17 protein-coding genes are annotated in these 15,333 nt (G+C 49.9%); 4 read left to right on the forward strand and 13 right to left on the reverse strand.

The window, feature by feature from the left end:
* Positions 1 to 94: 94 nt before the first annotated feature.
* The 12 genes from V8J88_RS15555 to V8J88_RS15610 all read right to left on the reverse strand — a co-directional run bounded on the left by V8J88_RS15555 (position 95) and on the right by V8J88_RS15610 (position 10,917).
* Positions 95 to 703 (reverse strand): IS66 family transposase, encoded by a 609-nt coding sequence (locus V8J88_RS15555; RefSeq protein ID WP_338845105.1) that lies wholly within the window; start codon positions 701 to 703, stop codon positions 95 to 97.
* A gap of 119 nt (positions 704 to 822) precedes the next feature.
* Positions 823 to 1,845, reverse strand: a complete 1,023-nt coding sequence (locus V8J88_RS15560) for a hypothetical protein (protein ID WP_338845106.1) — start codon at positions 1,843 to 1,845, stop codon at positions 823 to 825.
* Between the two features lie 109 nt (positions 1,846 to 1,954).
* The gene (locus tag V8J88_RS15565; protein WP_338845107.1) at positions 1,955 to 2,191 is read right to left on the reverse strand and encodes a hypothetical protein; all 237 of its coding nucleotides are present in this window, start codon (positions 2,189 to 2,191) and stop codon (positions 1,955 to 1,957) included.
* 54 nt (positions 2,192 to 2,245) lie between these two features.
* Positions 2,246 to 3,052 (reverse strand): hypothetical protein, encoded by an 807-nt coding sequence (locus V8J88_RS15570; RefSeq protein ID WP_338845108.1) that lies wholly within the window; start codon positions 3,050 to 3,052, stop codon positions 2,246 to 2,248.
* A gap of 18 nt (positions 3,053 to 3,070) precedes the next feature.
* Positions 3,071 to 3,646, reverse strand: a complete 576-nt coding sequence (locus V8J88_RS15575) for a hypothetical protein (protein ID WP_338845109.1) — start codon at positions 3,644 to 3,646, stop codon at positions 3,071 to 3,073.
* 92 nt (positions 3,647 to 3,738) lie between these two features.
* The gene (locus V8J88_RS15580; protein ID WP_338845111.1) at positions 3,739 to 4,377 is read right to left on the reverse strand and encodes a hypothetical protein; all 639 of its coding nucleotides are present in this window, start codon (positions 4,375 to 4,377) and stop codon (positions 3,739 to 3,741) included.
* Positions 4,378 to 4,946: 569 nt separating this feature from the next.
* On the reverse strand, positions 4,947 to 5,573 hold the full coding sequence (locus V8J88_RS15585; protein WP_338845112.1) for a hypothetical protein: 627 nt from the start codon (positions 5,571 to 5,573) through the stop codon (positions 4,947 to 4,949).
* A 65-nt stretch (positions 5,574 to 5,638) separates the two neighbouring features.
* Complete coding sequence (locus V8J88_RS15590; RefSeq protein WP_338845113.1) at positions 5,639 to 6,148, reverse strand: hypothetical protein; 510 nt, start codon at positions 6,146 to 6,148, stop codon at positions 5,639 to 5,641.
* 233 nt (positions 6,149 to 6,381) lie between these two features.
* Positions 6,382 to 6,855 carry a GNAT family N-acetyltransferase gene (locus V8J88_RS15595; RefSeq protein ID WP_338845114.1) on the reverse strand — a complete coding sequence of 158 codons (474 nt, stop codon included), beginning with the start codon at positions 6,853 to 6,855 and terminating at the stop codon, positions 6,382 to 6,384.
* A gap of 13 nt (positions 6,856 to 6,868) precedes the next feature.
* Positions 6,869 to 7,228, reverse strand: coding sequence for a toxin-activating lysine-acyltransferase (locus tag V8J88_RS15600; protein ID WP_338849900.1), 360 nt, complete (start codon positions 7,226 to 7,228; stop codon positions 6,869 to 6,871).
* Between the two features lie 139 nt (positions 7,229 to 7,367).
* Complete coding sequence (locus V8J88_RS15605; RefSeq protein ID WP_338845115.1) at positions 7,368 to 8,795, reverse strand: HlyD family type I secretion periplasmic adaptor subunit; 1,428 nt, start codon at positions 8,793 to 8,795, stop codon at positions 7,368 to 7,370.
* Between the two features lies 1 nt (position 8,796).
* On the reverse strand, positions 8,797 to 10,917 hold the full coding sequence (locus V8J88_RS15610; protein ID WP_338845116.1) for a peptidase domain-containing ABC transporter: 2,121 nt from the start codon (positions 10,915 to 10,917) through the stop codon (positions 8,797 to 8,799).
* A gap of 563 nt (positions 10,918 to 11,480) precedes the next feature.
* On the opposite strand from V8J88_RS15610, the gene V8J88_RS15615 reads away from it, so the two are divergent.
* From V8J88_RS15615 to V8J88_RS15630, 4 genes are read left to right on the forward strand one after another with little or no spacing between them, the layout of a single operon-like run.
* Positions 11,481 to 11,675, forward strand: a complete 195-nt coding sequence (locus V8J88_RS15615; protein WP_338845117.1) for a zinc-finger domain-containing protein — start codon at positions 11,481 to 11,483, stop codon at positions 11,673 to 11,675.
* A 4-nt stretch (positions 11,676 to 11,679) separates the two neighbouring features.
* Positions 11,680 to 12,132 (forward strand): nuclear transport factor 2 family protein, encoded by a 453-nt coding sequence (locus V8J88_RS15620; protein ID WP_338845118.1) that lies wholly within the window; start codon positions 11,680 to 11,682, stop codon positions 12,130 to 12,132.
* A gap of 3 nt (positions 12,133 to 12,135) precedes the next feature.
* Positions 12,136 to 13,098, forward strand: a complete 963-nt coding sequence (locus V8J88_RS15625; RefSeq protein ID WP_338845119.1) for an alpha/beta fold hydrolase — start codon at positions 12,136 to 12,138, stop codon at positions 13,096 to 13,098.
* Entirely contained in the window at positions 13,091 to 13,705 is a 615-nt protein-coding gene (locus V8J88_RS15630; protein WP_338845121.1) for a DUF2946 family protein, read from the forward strand. Before V8J88_RS15625 ends, V8J88_RS15630 begins: the two co-directional genes overlap by 8 nt.
* On the opposite strand, the gene V8J88_RS15635 is transcribed toward V8J88_RS15630, so the two are convergent.
* Positions 13,696 to 15,306 carry a M48 family metalloprotease gene (locus V8J88_RS15635; RefSeq protein WP_338845122.1) on the reverse strand — a complete coding sequence of 537 codons (1,611 nt, stop codon included), beginning with the start codon at positions 15,304 to 15,306 and terminating at the stop codon, positions 13,696 to 13,698. The two genes, V8J88_RS15630 and V8J88_RS15635, sit on opposite strands and share 10 nt — an antisense overlap.
* Positions 15,307 to 15,333 lie beyond the last annotated feature (27 nt).

A 15,333-nucleotide genomic window follows, 5' to 3' on the forward strand; every position in this document is an offset into this window, starting at 1 on the left:
TAATTTCCTCCGGTAATTTGAAACCCTAAACGCTTCAAAAACCTACCCATCTTCGCCAGCTCAAAGGTAAGCGCCCAACGCCCCCACATCCGAATTAAATTTGAGATTGCTTAGCCAGCAGCAATAACTCATCCAAACTGCTGGCTGGCCAAGTGGGCAGTTTGTTGAGCGTATCAAGCAGCCAGGCGTAAGGATCAAGGCCGTTGAGTTTTGCTGTATTGAGTAAAGACATCATGCAGGAGGCGCGATGGCCCACGCGCTCAGTGCCATAAAACAGCCAATTCTTGCGCCCGATCGCCACCAGACGCCGTGCGTTTTCTGCCGCATTATTGTCAATCGGCAAATCGCCGCTGTATGCATAGCGCACCCATGATGCCCAGCGGCTCAGGGTGTGCTTCACGGTCTTTTGCAAACCCGATGACGGCGAGGCGCGGACGCCGATTTCTGTCAGCCAAGCCTCGAACTCCGCCAATAATGGAATGCTCTTTCGTCGTCGCAATTGCGCACGCTCTTCAGTGCTCATGTCTTTTGTTTCGCGCTCAACATCGTACAGCTGCTCAAAGCGGCGCAAAGCTTCGGTGGTAATTGGCGTCGCTTGCGCTGCGTGCAAATCAAAGAATTTGCGCCGCGCATGCGCCATGCTGCCCAATTCCACCACACAACCCAAGTACAGCGCCTCATAACCGGAATACGCATCCGCCATCAGAAGCCGCTCCAGCGGATGATGAATGCTGAAGGCACGGGTTTTTAAAAGGTGGGAAGATGGGGCTGTTGGGCGTTTACCTTCCAACGCCTTCACCGGGAGTAAATTTACATTGCAAGTCATTTCAAATCCCCATCACAAATATTAATTATTTTTACAGTTTCACGTGCTGTAATCCAGTAATTACTTGACTCAACAAATGCCACCGAGCACCCATCTGGAGAAACCTTAAGCACATCTATATTTTTGTCATTATTGTAAATCCGTGTAAGTTCCTTTTCATTAAGCAAAAAAAGTCCACTGAAAAGTACCCCATTCATCCTGGCTCCTGCGCCATTAATCAGAAAGCCCTTCCGTGTAGCCGCAGCCCCATAAGTTACGCCTATATCTTTCATGTAATAATCAGGCAGCTTAATTTTTTCCAACACTCCATTGTTATCGATCAGATAAAGCATCGAAACTTTTTTTTCTGCAGAATTCGAACTAAGGGAAGTTCGCGTTAGCCAATATTTATTCGCATAGCGATCATAAGTTGGCTGCTTCACATAACTTGCAGGCATATCAATTTCTTTCCTCCCCCCATTTTCATTGACAAAAAATGCATTGCCACGATAGGCTCCAGATGCGGACATCACGCCATATTCTATATATGCTCTGTGATAGTCAAGCCCATAGCTCAGCTTATCCATTGGCAGCGGAAAATATTCCATACATTGGTTCTTCTCCCATCCAAGCTGTGGAATTTCCTTCAATTCCAATCCAGGAATACTGATCTCATAAAGCTTTATGTCCGAATTTGACTGTATTTTCACATGTCCAGTCAACTCGTTAACACAAAGCAAATGTGCATCATCCATTAATGTCTGAAGCTCTTTCCTGCTTTGATTCCAAACAACAATCTTTTTCTTCCATTTCCGCTTCCCCCCTTCAGATGGAACAATATTGTTCAGGATCAAAGTATTTTTATCTAACCACGCTCCAAAAAAATTATCTGTAGCTGGTCCTTGTTCGCCAGGCACTTCTATCACCGACAAAATTTTTTGGGAAAATTTTTTCTCTCCAAATATCTCCTGAAACCAGGATGCCGCCTGAGCTTGGAATGTGCATAAAAATACTGTTACTAACAATATCCCTTTCTTCACGTCTCTCCGTTCAAAATCAACCTGTAGTTTCCACCGGTAATTTGAAATCCTAACCTTTTCAAAAACCTATCCATCTTCGCAAGCTCCAGACCGCTACTAATGCCGACATTTAGCTCCACTGCCTGCCGGCTTTCTGCCCATTTGCGAAAAGCAAGCAATAAGCGATTGCGGCCCCGCTCATGCGAGCGGCGCGCTCCACTTCGTAAAATACCAAGGTCGCCACTGGTAAATCACAGAACACATGCGCTTCTAACACCCCGACCAGACCGCCAGCCAAACTGCCGTCTTTACGCTGAGCCACCAGAAATGCGTAATTCCCCTGATTTTTTCTCAAAATGCCGCGCAAGGTTGCCGCCCCCCGTTCCGGCTGATATGGAAAGACTCGTTTATACCGAGCATATCAGGCTTTTAAAGCATCAATCCGGTACTGTTCATTAACCCAGTGTTGCAGTTGGTGCTTGAATTCGCCCATCATATTGTAATTTGCATTAGGACTTGTTGATGTTTTTGCCGCACATCTTATCTCAAACAAGTCATTAAACATTCTTTCTGTGTATTTAATTTCGCCATTTGCATCAAACTCAATGGAATCTCTGAATTTATATGAAGACTCTGTTGACACAACAAATTTTCCTAAAAAACCACCCATCGCAAGGTTATATGCAAGTCGATCTTTTCGAACACTCGCACCTTCTGTCTCATACGTTTTCCGAATTAAATAATTAACCGAATCAATGTCAGCCATTACTTCATCTCGAATATCTAGTCGCCTCACCCCGTATATATAACCATCAAGTTGGAAAATCCCGCCCGGAAATACATTCAAATCTCGCCTCAAATTACCAAGAATGTCTTGTTTCCTCTCCTCAAAAGAAAATTTCACCTGATTTACAGGGTGGGCAATTTCGTGCACAATAGCCACTTCAAGATCGTGCTTAAGATTTTCTTTAAGACTCTCCAGGAAATTCTGGCTTATGTATATTTTTTTATCAATCAATGAATAGTAAACCCCCTTCTCAGTTTTATCCGCCAACGCAAATCCTGAAAATGCTTTTTCCACATTTGCAAAGTTGGCTTTATCAACAGTTGCTTTATCATTCTGTAATAAATTCGACAAAACACTCCCTGCAGATCTAATTAATGGGATATCGGAACTTAAAAACACATTAATTGATCTACCAATTTCTGAATTTACCACGTAAGCCATAGATCCTCCTCAATCGGATTAGTTACTTAAATAAGTAATATTTAAAATACAATTTAAAGCAGCAGAAACCACTATTGCTTTATTACCTTTTGCGAAGTATCCCCCCATATCAGGCAAACTATCGCTCCAAGATAAAACATTCCATCCCAATCGAGATAGATCATCTACAAATACCTTCTTGCTTAAACAGTTTTTCCGACCTTTCTGATTGATTTTTATAGGGCTAATATCAAACTCTATTGCAATTCCTTTCCCGCCTTTGTGGTTTAAAATTAATGGAAGATAATTTACATCTGCACTATCAACTTGTATAAAAACTATAGGATTATTCCCACTTCCTTTTATGGAACGAATGCCAGAAAATTTGAAGTCCTGATATAGATACCCCCCGTTCACATGCTTTCTCGAATGAAACACCCCTAGAAAGGAAGATTCCATGTTTCTATAATCAAACACAAACTCCTCTTCAGCGAGAAATTTATAAATTCTTCGCCAAAATACCATATTCCACCCTTCCCCCCCGTCTTCATATTCTTTACTTTCATCTAAATAACCTTTTCTCTCACATGGCATTCTTATATCAATATTTCGCATCACATTCCATGCATCAGAACACTCCGAAGAAAAAGATTTTTGGGTCATCGCGAGCAAAAAAATCATTATAAAAATCTTTATCGAATTCATGCTCACCATCCCTCTCCTTTGATATTAAATATGCAATTGTTATCAGATTTTACGTGAATCTGCCTAACCCAAAATGGAGGATATTTTTCTGGCAGTTGAATTGAGTCAGGAGTGCGCACCTCTATACCCTCCTTAAAATAATCATTTCTATATTTCAATTTTCCATCTTCATCAAATATTTTCCATGCATAAATTCTTTGATATTCTCCAAACAAATGGAAGTCTGATACAAAACTCCACCCTCGTGTTTTTATTATTTTTTCTGCTTTCGCAAGCGAAATGCATTTTCCTTCTCTCTCAAAACTAAGCATCCACCATGAATATTTCTCTTTCACACCTAAGGTGATTGCTCTGAGAGGGCTCAACAAGTGCTTTTCCTTAGATTGATCCGAATACCACCCCTCCCACCCATCTCCGAAATAGCGCAAAGCTTTGGCTCCATTTTTAATCAATTCTTTCGAGGATTTCGCGTCTCCGAGTACAATGCCAGCCTCTTCTTGAGTAATATAGCCATCATCTCGGCCTAGCAATTTTTGTAAAACATACTCTAAATTTTCAGAGTTTATTTTCTTGCCTTCTTCTGCATACCCAACCCCCCCTGACAGCCATATAAATAAAGCCCAAAAAAATTTATTAATCATATCTCCCCCCCCCGAGCTCTTGTAAAGCCCACCGAATTGAATGATTTATTGCCAGAAAAGACAGAAAGACTAGACTCAGTCCATACCCTTATGCACAAGTTCTGAATTGCTCAGCAGACAATGCAAGGCTTTGAGAATGTGAGTACTGCAAGGGAACAAAATAATTAAATATCTTGCATTATTTTGCTCCTGCAAACCTTATCTCTTGCATATTTAAGCATCCCGCTATCTACCCAAGAAACGCCCCCTTTTTCATCGCAAGTACATGATTTAAAAGCATTAAAAATATGTGCATATGACTACGGATCTAAATACAATACAAATTGCGGTGATTTTTATCTACCAAAAACAACCGACACTTTCCACTTTTTCCTATTTTACATTTTTATCCCATCAAAAGAAATCACGATTGGAGACTCGATGCTTCTCAGGAATTTTAGGTTACGCCCATCTTTCTCATATCTAATCTCTTTCAAACTACTCACTTTTTTCCATTTCTTAATGGATAATTTTTCCTCAAGTAATTCACTGTCTTGCAATTAGCCTTCAGTATTGAATTTGACAACGATCTATTTTACCCATGTGAACTCAATGAGTGAGGCGCATGATTTCTCAAAGGCATATCGAACCTGTCTTTTTTTGTCATTTTTAGGTTTTTTTATAATATATATTCCATTCGGAAAATGTATAAGACTCTCTTGCTCCCATTTTTCAGAAGATTGCGCCTCTGGATTTTGAAGGAACCACGACCTATTAAGACAATCTCGCCTCTCATATTCAGAGTTTTCAAACAAATATATTCGCAACATCTTTACTGGTTTATTGGAATAATTTGGGAAAAATCTATCTGTCTTATTTAAGAAACCATCTCTTGAGTCAAAAAATTCAATCACTTCATAACAAGAGATTTCGCCTCGTAGTTTATACATAATCAATTCTGCACCAAACTTCATTTGTGAGAAGCTCTTCAGCTCAGGGAAGGTATTTTTCACAAAATCAATTTCAACTTCATCGTATGATTTCATGGAAATACTATGTAAAATTCGATGCAAATTACCCCGCTCTATAACTCCACCTACCGGCATTATGCATTTGGATACACTTAATGCGTCACCTTTATTAGCCAAATTTGATTGATTGGCCAAACATACGATGGGCGCCAGTAATGTTGCAGCAAAGAGTACAATTCTTCTCATTGTTATCCCCTGTAATTTATTTTTTGGTTGGTGCATCAACCAAGGTAATGCTGATGAGCTTATAATCATCCGATTCTAGACGAACTGAAATGAGAGCCCCCCCCTTTTTTGATGTGCACCACCCAGGAAATTACACCATCCTCATCCCATACACTTGCCGAAATTTTATCAGCACGATCTTTCAATAAAGAAAATAGTTTATTGTGCTCTCGCAAAGGGAAATGTGGGTCATCTATATACCCACCCCCTTTTTCAACAACTGCGTTTATTTTCAAAATTTTTCTGATATCTTTTATTTCCCTATTTGTTAGATACCCAGCCAAAGACAATTCCTTTATTTCCATTACATGAATTTCCGCGGCTCCATTCTTATAAAATATGGACTGCGTTATTACTCCATTTTTTTCTGATGAAATCCAGTTAGATTGTCCTCCTAGAAACTTACTAATCCATGATTTATTAACTTCAATATCGGCAGTAGGTTCATTTTCCAGAAATTTCAGTAAAAAAGCGCGCCCATCAAAGCTTTCCTTAGCATGTATTTTTTTGATGTTTTTATTATTTTTTACGCTCATTTCATTATTCTTCAATGTTGAAGAATCAATTGTCTCGGACATTGCGCAAAAAGGTAATCCGCAAAACATAATGGTTAAAAAATATAATACATGCATCTCAATAGTTTTTTATGAAAAATAATATTCATTACGACCCCAAAAATAGCTTCAAAAAAATAACCGATAAATCATTTCGCTCAAAAGAATCTGCTTTAGCGCAAGAAAATTTACTAAAAACAAAATAACTAGAATCTTCAACATTGCTCCCCTCCAATCGTAAGTGAATAATTCCCCCCCGTAATCCGAAACCCCAGCTTCTTCAAAAACCTGTCCATCTTCTGCAACTCCACGCCGCTGCTGATGCCGACATTTAATTCCACCGCCTGCTTGCTTTCGGCCCATTTGCGGAAAGCCAACAACAGGCGATAGCCAACGCCGCTCATGCGCGCAGCGCTTTGCACTTCGTATAGCACCAGGGTGGCGACCGGCTGGTCGCTGAAAATATGGGTTTCGATTACGCCGACCAAACCGCCTGCCACGCTGCCGTCTTTGCGTTCGGCGACAAAGAAGCCGTATTGACCTTGATTGTATTGCAGGATCTGCAGCAAGGCCTTTTCCACTTTTTCAGGCTGATACGTGAAATTGCTGAAACGGGTTTGCGCATGCACCTGACGTCCCATCTCGGCCAGTGGTTTGACATCTGCAGCGGTGGCGTAGCGGATTTCCATTGCTCTTATCCAATCAATTGGCCGCTGTCGCAGGCCAGATTTGCACGGCGGCTTTTTCCTGTGGCGCCAAAGCATGCACTTTATCTCCGGCCAAATTGCTGGCGCGCAAATCCGCCAGGCATTCATCCAAGCCGCCAAACGGTGCAATGCTGTCAATGATCCAGACATGCGGGCCGCTGTTCCATTCATGCGGCGCCAGCTTGTTCACGCCGGAGCAGAGGCGCGCATGCACGTCATCGCTAACCTTGGCCCAGGTGAAAAAAGCCCAGGGAATACTTTGCTTTTGGTACAGCTTGCATTGATCCAGCACCAACGGCGGCAATAACAGACTTTGCAAATCGGCAAAGAAACGGAAGCGGCAAGTTTCGTCCAGTCAATACAGCCAACTGGCCGGCCCCAGCAAGGGCAGCTTGCCCAGTAATTCTGCGGTTTCCTGTCACTGTGCCGGCAGACCGTCTGCTGTGTTGTGTGTGTCCATGATTTTCCTTGATATCCAGCTGTCTGCGATGTCCTCAACGCTCACGCGCTGCTTCCGCCACAGTCTTTTGTACCGGCGACAGCAAGTATTGCCATACCGTGCGCTGGCCTTGATTGATTTCCGCCACCACTTGCATGCCCTGGGTGAGTTGCAATACCTGTCCCTGGGGCGCATGCAATTGCTGGGCGTCGAGTTTGATGCGCGCTTTATAGGTGGCGATGCCGGCGGCCATGCTGGCCGGGTCTTGCGGATTGGCGCTGGCGGGCGGCTTCGGGGTTTCGCTGGCGTCAGCGCTGATGTATTCCACCTTGCCCAGCAACATGCCATAACGCTGGAAAGGATAGGCGCTGAGTTTGATTTGGGCGCGCTGGCCCGGCTGCACAAAGCCCACATCTTCATTTTTCAAGGCCACATCCGCATACAACGCTTCGCCCTGCGGCGCCAGGCTCATTAACACTGCGCCCGGCTGCAATACTGCGCCCACCGTGGTGGTGGCCAATTCTTTCACCACGCCGTCTTGCGGCGCGCGCAGCTCCAGCAAGCCCTCTTTGTATGCGCTCTTGTCCAGATTCGGCGCCAGTTGCGCGATTTTATTGCGCACGTCGGCTAATTCGCGTTCCAGATCAGCGCGCGAATTACTGTGCAATTGGGCGATTTTCTTTTGCTGCGCGGCGATGCTGGCTTGCAAGGCGGCCACATTGGCGCGTTGCGCTTCCAGATCTTTGGCTTTTTCCTGCGCTTCGCGCTGCTTTTCAGCCGCCGCCAGGCTGCCCATGAATCCTTCTTTTTCCAGCTTGTCATACGATTCCGCCGCTTTGCGATAGCTGGGCAGGCTTTGTTCGAGTTTTTGCTGCACCTGACGCGCCGCGGCCAGGTCGCTTTCCGCTTTTTGCAATAAAGCCTGCTCTTGCGCTAACGCATCTGAGAAGGCGCGGCGTTGCGCCAGATCCTGACTTTGCACTTGCAGATACAGTTTTTTATCGTCGCCCGGCTGCAGGGTGAAACTTTGATCCGCCAGTTGCGCTTGCAGGCGACGCAATTGCAGGCGTTGCTCATTGAGGACATTGCCCACGCTGTCACGTTCGGCGCGCGCGACAGTCGGATCGAGCCGCGCCAGCACTTGGCCGGCTTTCACCGCCTGACCTTCTTTCACCAGGATTTCCCGCAGTACGCCAGCTTCTGCCGGCTGCACCACCTTGACCAGGGTTTGCGCCGCCAATTTGCCTTCAGCGCTGGCAATGATGTCGAGTTTGCCGAATGCGGCCCAGATGCATAACAGCAGCACCAAGACGGCCAGCGTCCACAGCACGATACGGAAAATTTTTGGCGGCGCTTTGTCTTGCATCAATTGCAGCGGATCATGCCAGCGCGCCGGCGGACGCAGCTGGATCACATTCGAGGCGGCAGGTGCGGCTTGCACTGCTGGCGGCGCAGTTTGCGGAGTGGTTTGGGCTTGGCTCATATCAGGCATTCTGTGCTTGGTTGCTGGCGTTCATCAATTGCTGTGCGCCCTGTTCGCCGATACGGTACAGGGTGTCCACTTTCAAGCCCTTGGGCAAGCCGTGGGTGATGAACAGCATGCTGACCTTGCCGCGCAAGGCGTTGATGGTGTGTGCAAAGTGTTCGGCGGTGGCGGCGTCGAGCGCGCTGGTGGCTTCGTCGAAAATCAAAATTTTGGGGCGTTTGAGCAAGGCGCGCGCAATCGCGATGCGCTGCTTTTGCCCGCCCGACAGACCGGCGCCGCGCTCGCCGATTTCGGTTTGGTAACCTTGCGGCAGGGCTTCGATCACATCATGAATTTCCGCCATTTTGCAGGCGATGGTGATTTGCTCAAAGCTGGCATGCGGGTTGGCCATCAGCAGATTGTCATACACAGTGCCGGAAAACAGCACGGTCTCTTGCGGCACCACGCCAAAGTAGCTGCGCAATTCATTCGCCGACAAATAGCGGATGTCGATGCCATCGAGCATGATGCGACCGCTTTCGGGCTGATAGAACCCTTGCAGTAATTTCGCCAGCGTGCTCTTGCCACAGCCGGACGGCCCCATAATGGCGATCGTCTGTCCCGGCTTGATGCTCAGGCTCAAGTTTTGATACAAGAGCGGCAGTTCGGGGGCGTATTTGAAAGCCAGGTTTTCGACTTGCACCAGGCCTTGCGCTTGGTTATCGCGCGCCGGCAGCAGGGAATACGGCTCTTCCGGCGCATTCATGATGTCGCCCAGGCGTTTGACCGAAAGACTGGCTTGCTGGAATTGCTGCCACAAACCGACTAAGCGCAACATCGGCTGCGCCAGGCGGCCGGAAAACATTTGAAAGGCGACCAGCATACCAATCGTAAATTCTGTGCTGTGCATCACCGTCCAGGCGCCAACCGCCAGAATGAGCAAACTCATCAGCTGTTCCAGCAGATTGGACAGGGTGTTATAGGAATTCGCCAGTTGTTTGGTATCGAAGCTGGCTTGCAGATAGGAGGCCAGATAACTGCCATAGCGGCCATTCAATTGCGCTTCCATTTGCAAAGACTTGACCGTTTCCAGGCCGACCAGATATTCCGTCAGGAATGCCTGATTGCGGGCGCCCAGCTGAAATTGGGTTTGCAATTTTTCTTGAAACAGCGGGGCCACCAACAGCGAGAGCGCGACAATCACGCCCAACACGGCCAGCACAATACAGGTCAGCGTGACGCTGTAATAAAACATGATGGCGACAAAAATCAGTAAAAACGGCAGATCCAGCACCAGCGTAACCGCTGCGCTGGAGATGAATTCGCGTATGGTTTCCACCCCATGCATGCGGGCGGCAATCACCCCGGTGGGGCGTTGTGTGAAATACATGGGCGGCAGGCGGAACAGGCGCTGAAACACCGAAGCCCCCAAGACTGCATCGACACGGTTGCCGGTATGCAGCACCAGATATTGCCGCAACCAACCCAGCACTGCGGAAAACAGCATGAATATCGCCATGCCGACCGCCAGCACCACCAGTGTGCTCTGGGTGCGGTGCACTACCACTTTATCGATAATCGCCTGGGTGAACAGCGGGGTGGCCAAGGCGATTAATTGGATCACGAGTGAGGCCAGCAGCACTTCTTGCCAGATTTTTTTGTGCTTGAGCAATTCCGGCACAAACCAGCGAAAACCAAAGGGGCGCTGCTTGGGCTCGGCGGCGTCAGGGTCTTTGATTGCAGCTTCCTGCGGCGTCACGCTGCAGGCATAGCCGCTATACAGTTGATTGAATTGCGCCAGGCTGAGCGTTTGCGGTTGCTCATCCTGCATGCGCGCCAACAAGACTTGCCCCTGTTCGACCTGCAACACCAAACCGGGATAGTGCGCCTCATCGCCTTGCTGTTCTGCTTTTAACCAAACCAGCAGGGGCAGGCCGCGCCCGCCCAGGTCAGCCGCCGCCAACGCCATGCGTTCACAACTGAAGCCATACTGCTGCAGCGCTTGTTGCAGACTGTCAGCATCATAGGGATCAGGCAACTGCTGTAGCGCCAAGTCAATTGAAAATGGCTTGCGATGCAAGGCGCACAAACCTTGTAAGGCCCAAAAAAATGATTTTTTATCTGTATATATGCTATTCATTGATCGATTGCTCGTAAGTTCATTCTGCGGTGCAATGGCGCCCCCTCCCAGCAGATGCGAACGATATCGCCCAGTGCGCTTCAGGCACCGTCTTGAATTAACTTCTGGCGTTTGATATTGGCAGTAAATGCCATTAGAAATGTATTGCTTGCTGGACAGGGAAAATTATATATATAAATTTAATTTCCTAAAAGAAATTTTCCTGGTTTATACAGATTATTTACTCCTGCAGCCTGATGTACCGGATGCAAAGCCTGCGACCTTGTGATATGCCTGGGAGCCTGTCGGGGTTAGAGAATCGTAGTGAAAGATCAGCAGGGCGAGGATAGATTTTGCCGGCTTTGCAGCGTCAATAGTGTTGCTATTGATCAAAAAGACGGTGAAATATGGCCCGGCCTGCTGGTTTTGCAGTAGATTTTGTCTAAGTCCGACAGGCTCCGCTGGCAATGAAACGCAAGCAACTGTGCAGCCGTATGCAAAGACTTGCCGCCGCACATCCTGTACAATGCCGGCTTTGTACCTTTGCGCAGGCCGCGCGGCCTGCTTTGTTTCCCGGAGAAGCTATGAGTCAAAGCAACAGCCAGAATGCCGTCGAACTGGGCGCCAAGGATTTGCCGGCGTATTGCCCGAATCCCGCCATGCCAATCTGGTCGTCCCACCCACGCGTTTTCCTTGACCTCGCCCATGGCGACGCCAAATGCCCCTACTGCGGCACGGAATACCGCTTGGCTCCGGGTGTGACGCTCAAAGGCCATTGATCCGATGCACGCGATGAACAGCCCGTTTTATGACAGCCCGGCGCAAGCCGAAGCTGCTTTCTACGCCGCAATTGAGCGGCGCGATCTGGATGCCTTGATGCAGGTCTGGGAGGACAGCGACATCATTCTGTGCATCCATCCCGGCGATGGCCGCCTGCTCGGCCGCGCTGAGATCCGCGACTCGTTTGGCGCGATTTTCGCGTATGGCAGAAGACATCTGGTGCCGCGCGAGGCGCATGTGCAAAACCTGGGCGATGTGGTGATCCACAACCTGACCGAGGATTTTTCCGGCGCCACGATTGAAGATGCGGAAATGGCGATGCGCGCCACCAATGTGTACCGCCGCAGCGAACACGGCTGGCGTATGGTGTTGCGCCAGGTTTCTTTGCAAGCGCTGGATTTGCTGGATGACGCCGACCCGCACTGGTCTGTGCCGTTCGCCCCCGGCATTCATTAAACCATGACGCAGGAAAGTCGCTATCGCGCGCCCTGGTGGCAGCCCGGTGGTCACTTACAAACCATCTTGCCGGCGCTGTTTGGCGCCAAACCGGATGTGACTTATCGCCGGGAACGCTGGACGACGCCGGATCAGGATTTTATCGACGTGGATTTTGTCGATGGCAGCGCACCCGGCAGTCCCCTGCTGGTGTTGTTTCACGGCCTGGAAGGCAGTTCCAACAGCCATTACGCGCGCGCCCTGATGCATGCGGCGGCGCAAGCCGGCTGGCATGGCGCGGTGCCGCACTTTCGCGCCTGTTCCGGCGAAATGAACCACGCCCCGCGCTTTTACCATTCCGGCGACGCCCAGGAAATCAATTGGATTTTGCAGCGCATGCGCACGCGCCACAGCGGCCCTTTGCTGGCTTGCGGCGTTTCGCTGGGCGGGAATGCCTTATTACGCTGGCTGGGCGAGTCGCAGCACAGCGCCACTTTTGTCAGTGCCGCATGCGCTGTCTCCGCCCCGCTGGATTTGGCGCGCGGCGGCGCAGCCCTGTCGCGCGGCGTGAATCTGATTTACACCAAAACTTTTTTACGCACCCTCAAGCCGAAATGCCTGCGCAAGCTGGAACAATTCCCCGGCCTGTTCGCGCGCGAGCAATTATTGGCGGCGAAAAATCTATATGAATTCGATAATGTGGTGACCGCACCCTTGCATGGCTATCGCGACACCGATGATTATTGGCATCGCGCCAGCGCGCGTCATATTTTGGGCGATATCACTGTCCCCACCCTGGTGTTAAACGCACGCAATGATCCTTTCCTGCCCGGCTGTTTTTTGCCGACGCAAGCCGCCGCCAGCGTGTTGCTGGAATATCCCGCGCAAGGCGGGCATGTCGGTTTTGCCTGCGGCGCGCCGCCCGGGCGTCTGGACTGGCTGCCACAACGCGTATTGGCTTTTTTAAAGGGACATGTGAATGGATGAGATTGTGCTGCAGGCAATGGCCAAATGGCCGAATGTGCCGCACTGCTATGGCTGGCTGTTACTGGATGCGCGCGGCCAATGGCGTATGCGCGACGCCGCCGCCCAAGCTGCCGGCAGCGCAGGCGATGTGATCCGTCACCCGTCTTTACAAGCATTCATTAATCGCAATTATTTAAGCGATGCGCAGGGGCGCTGGTATTTTCAAAACGGCCCGCAACGGGTGTATGTGAATCTGCCTGCCGCACCATATATTTTGCATTGCACGCCGCAAGGATGGCATGACCATACGGGACAGGCATGGGGCGCAGCCGAAACGATTTGGCTGACCCCGGAAGGCAATCTGCTGGTGCAATCCGCTGGCCGCCTGGCTTGGTGCGACGACCGTGATTTGCCGCAATTATTCGCCGCCTGCCGTTTGCATGGGCATGAAGTGGATGAGGCAGACTGGCTCGCCCTGCTGACAGCCGAACACCCTGCTCTGCCGGTATTGGATATGTCGCTTCTGTGGGAAGGAGGAAGCGGCGCGTGCCGCTTGCAGCGCCTGCCGCAAGCGGATATTGCGGCGCACTTTGGCTTTTGCCGTACGCCGCAAGCGGATCAATGTTGATGCCGGCGCGCCTGCTCCAGCGCTGATGGCTGCGCCTGCGCGCCTTTTTCCCCGCGCAAGCTGCGTTCTTTATTCTGCTCTCTCAAATCCGCCTGAAATTGGCGCAGACGCGCATCAATCAGCGCATGATCATAGAAATTGCCATCGCCGGCGCGGCGCGCCAATTCCATTTGCTCAATCGCCGCCTGCAGACTGCCGCGTAAGGCGTATGACTCGCCCAGGGACATATGCTGCAAAGCAAGCTTGCCCTGGCGCGCATAGGTCGCCGCCAATTGCTCGTGCAGCACCGGCTCTTGCCGATACAATTGGATCTGATCGCGCAAAAACAGCACGGCCGTATCCAGCTTGCCGGCATGCCGCAACGCTTGCGCGTATTGCAGCGCCAAGCCGCGTGAAAAGGGAAATTGCTGATGTGCTGTCTGCGTCAGAATAATCGCTTGCCGCAAGCCGGCTTCATCCTGCGCCTGCGCCATTGCCAATTCGTTCGCCAGATGCGCCAGCACAGGATGTTGATACTGTCCCAGCTTACGTCCCAAAGCAGCTTCTTCCGCCGCTTGCGAAGCCTGCTGGGCCAGACGCAGCGCTTTGCCAGCCTGCACATACTGTCCCTGTCGCAGCGCAATCAAGGCTAAACCATAATGCCCTGCGGCGCTCTGCTGACGGCTTTGGGTTTCCAACTGGGATTGAAAAACGATGCGCGCCTGATCCCAACCGCTATTGGTATCGTCTTGCAGTATGCGCGCACGCGCGCGGATCAGATGAAATTCCAGACTGTCGGCTCTTTGCCGGTAGCGCAACTCGCGGTTGCGCGCTTCAATATCTGCGATCCGCTCGGTGGTCAGCGGATGGCTGCGCATATACGCCGGCGTGTTATCGGTATAGGCGCGGGTGGCGTTTTGCATGCGCTTGAAAAAAGCCACCATGCCGGAGGTGTCAAAACCGGCTTCCTGCAATAGCTGAAAACCGAGGCGGTCGGCTTCGCGTTCGGCATCGCGCGAAAAACTCATTTGCCGTTGCAAAGCCAGGGTCTCGCCACCAGCCATAATGCCAAGCGACGCATCCGGATTGCTGCGCGCCGCCAACACCGCCAACACCATCGCCGCCAGAGGAATCAAGGCATCCTGTTTTTGTTGTCCCAGCATACGCGCAATATGGCGTTGCGCCACATGCCCGATTTCATGTGACAGAACGGAGGCCAATTCCGATTCATTTTGCGCAGCCAGCAAGAGGCCGGAATGCACGCCGATAAAACCGCCCGGCAAAGCAAACGCATTCAACATCGGATCGCGCACGCCAAAGAAGAAGAAATCAAACCCGGCTTCCCCGCGCGCATCAGGCCGCACTGTCAGCAAATCATTGCCGAAGCGATTCAGATATTCCAGCAAGGGCGCATCTTCCAGATAGTCGCGGTCACGCCGGATATCGCGCATCACTTCCTCGCCCAAGCGCCGCTCCGCCTGTGGCGATAAATCCTGCCTGCCGGATACGCCCAATTCAGGCAGATTGGCGCCGCTGCCTGCCTGCGCCAGAATAGCGGGCGCGGTGATTCCGGCTGACAATAAGAAACCCGCGCAGATTTTTTTCACAGCATTGGCCATCATCACAGTCCATTTTCAGTATGCAGACGA

Source organism: Massilia sp. W12 (assembly GCF_037300705.1).
Taxonomy (GTDB): Bacteria; Pseudomonadota; Gammaproteobacteria; order Burkholderiales; family Burkholderiaceae_D; genus JACPVY01.

Bases quoted from the DNA above. Each gene is read 5' to 3' on its own strand.
- V8J88_RS15610 (WP_338845116.1), bottom strand. From the start codon at position 10,917: ATGAATAGCATATATACAGATAAAAAATCATTTTTTTGGGCCTTACAA.
- V8J88_RS15615 (WP_338845117.1), top strand. From the start codon at position 11,481: ATGAGTCAAAGCAACAGCCAGAATGCCGTCGAACTGGGCGCCAAGGAT.
- V8J88_RS15620 (WP_338845118.1), top strand. From the start codon at position 11,680: ATGCACGCGATGAACAGCCCGTTTTATGACAGCCCGGCGCAAGCCGAA.
- V8J88_RS15590 (WP_338845113.1), bottom strand. From the start codon at position 6,148: ATGAGCGTAAAAAATAATAAAAACATCAAAAAAATACATGCTAAGGAA.
- V8J88_RS15580 (WP_338845111.1), bottom strand. From the start codon at position 4,377: ATGATTAATAAATTTTTTTGGGCTTTATTTATATGGCTGTCAGGGGGG.
- V8J88_RS15555 (WP_338845105.1), bottom strand. From the start codon at position 703: ATGGCGGATGCGTATTCCGGTTATGAGGCGCTGTACTTGGGTTGTGTG.
- V8J88_RS15570 (WP_338845108.1), bottom strand. From the start codon at position 3,052: ATGGCTTACGTGGTAAATTCAGAAATTGGTAGATCAATTAATGTGTTT.
- V8J88_RS15595 (WP_338845114.1), bottom strand. From the start codon at position 6,855: ATGGAAATCCGCTACGCCACCGCTGCAGATGTCAAACCACTGGCCGAG.
- V8J88_RS15625 (WP_338845119.1), top strand. From the start codon at position 12,136: ATGACGCAGGAAAGTCGCTATCGCGCGCCCTGGTGGCAGCCCGGTGGT.
- V8J88_RS15630 (WP_338845121.1), top strand. From the start codon at position 13,091: ATGGATGAGATTGTGCTGCAGGCAATGGCCAAATGGCCGAATGTGCCG.
- V8J88_RS15635 (WP_338845122.1), bottom strand. From the start codon at position 15,306: ATGATGGCCAATGCTGTGAAAAAAATCTGCGCGGGTTTCTTATTGTCA.
- V8J88_RS15575 (WP_338845109.1), bottom strand. From the start codon at position 3,646: ATGCGAAATATTGATATAAGAATGCCATGTGAGAGAAAAGGTTATTTA.
- V8J88_RS15585 (WP_338845112.1), bottom strand. From the start codon at position 5,573: ATGAGAAGAATTGTACTCTTTGCTGCAACATTACTGGCGCCCATCGTA.
- V8J88_RS15605 (WP_338845115.1), bottom strand. From the start codon at position 8,795: ATGAGCCAAGCCCAAACCACTCCGCAAACTGCGCCGCCAGCAGTGCAA.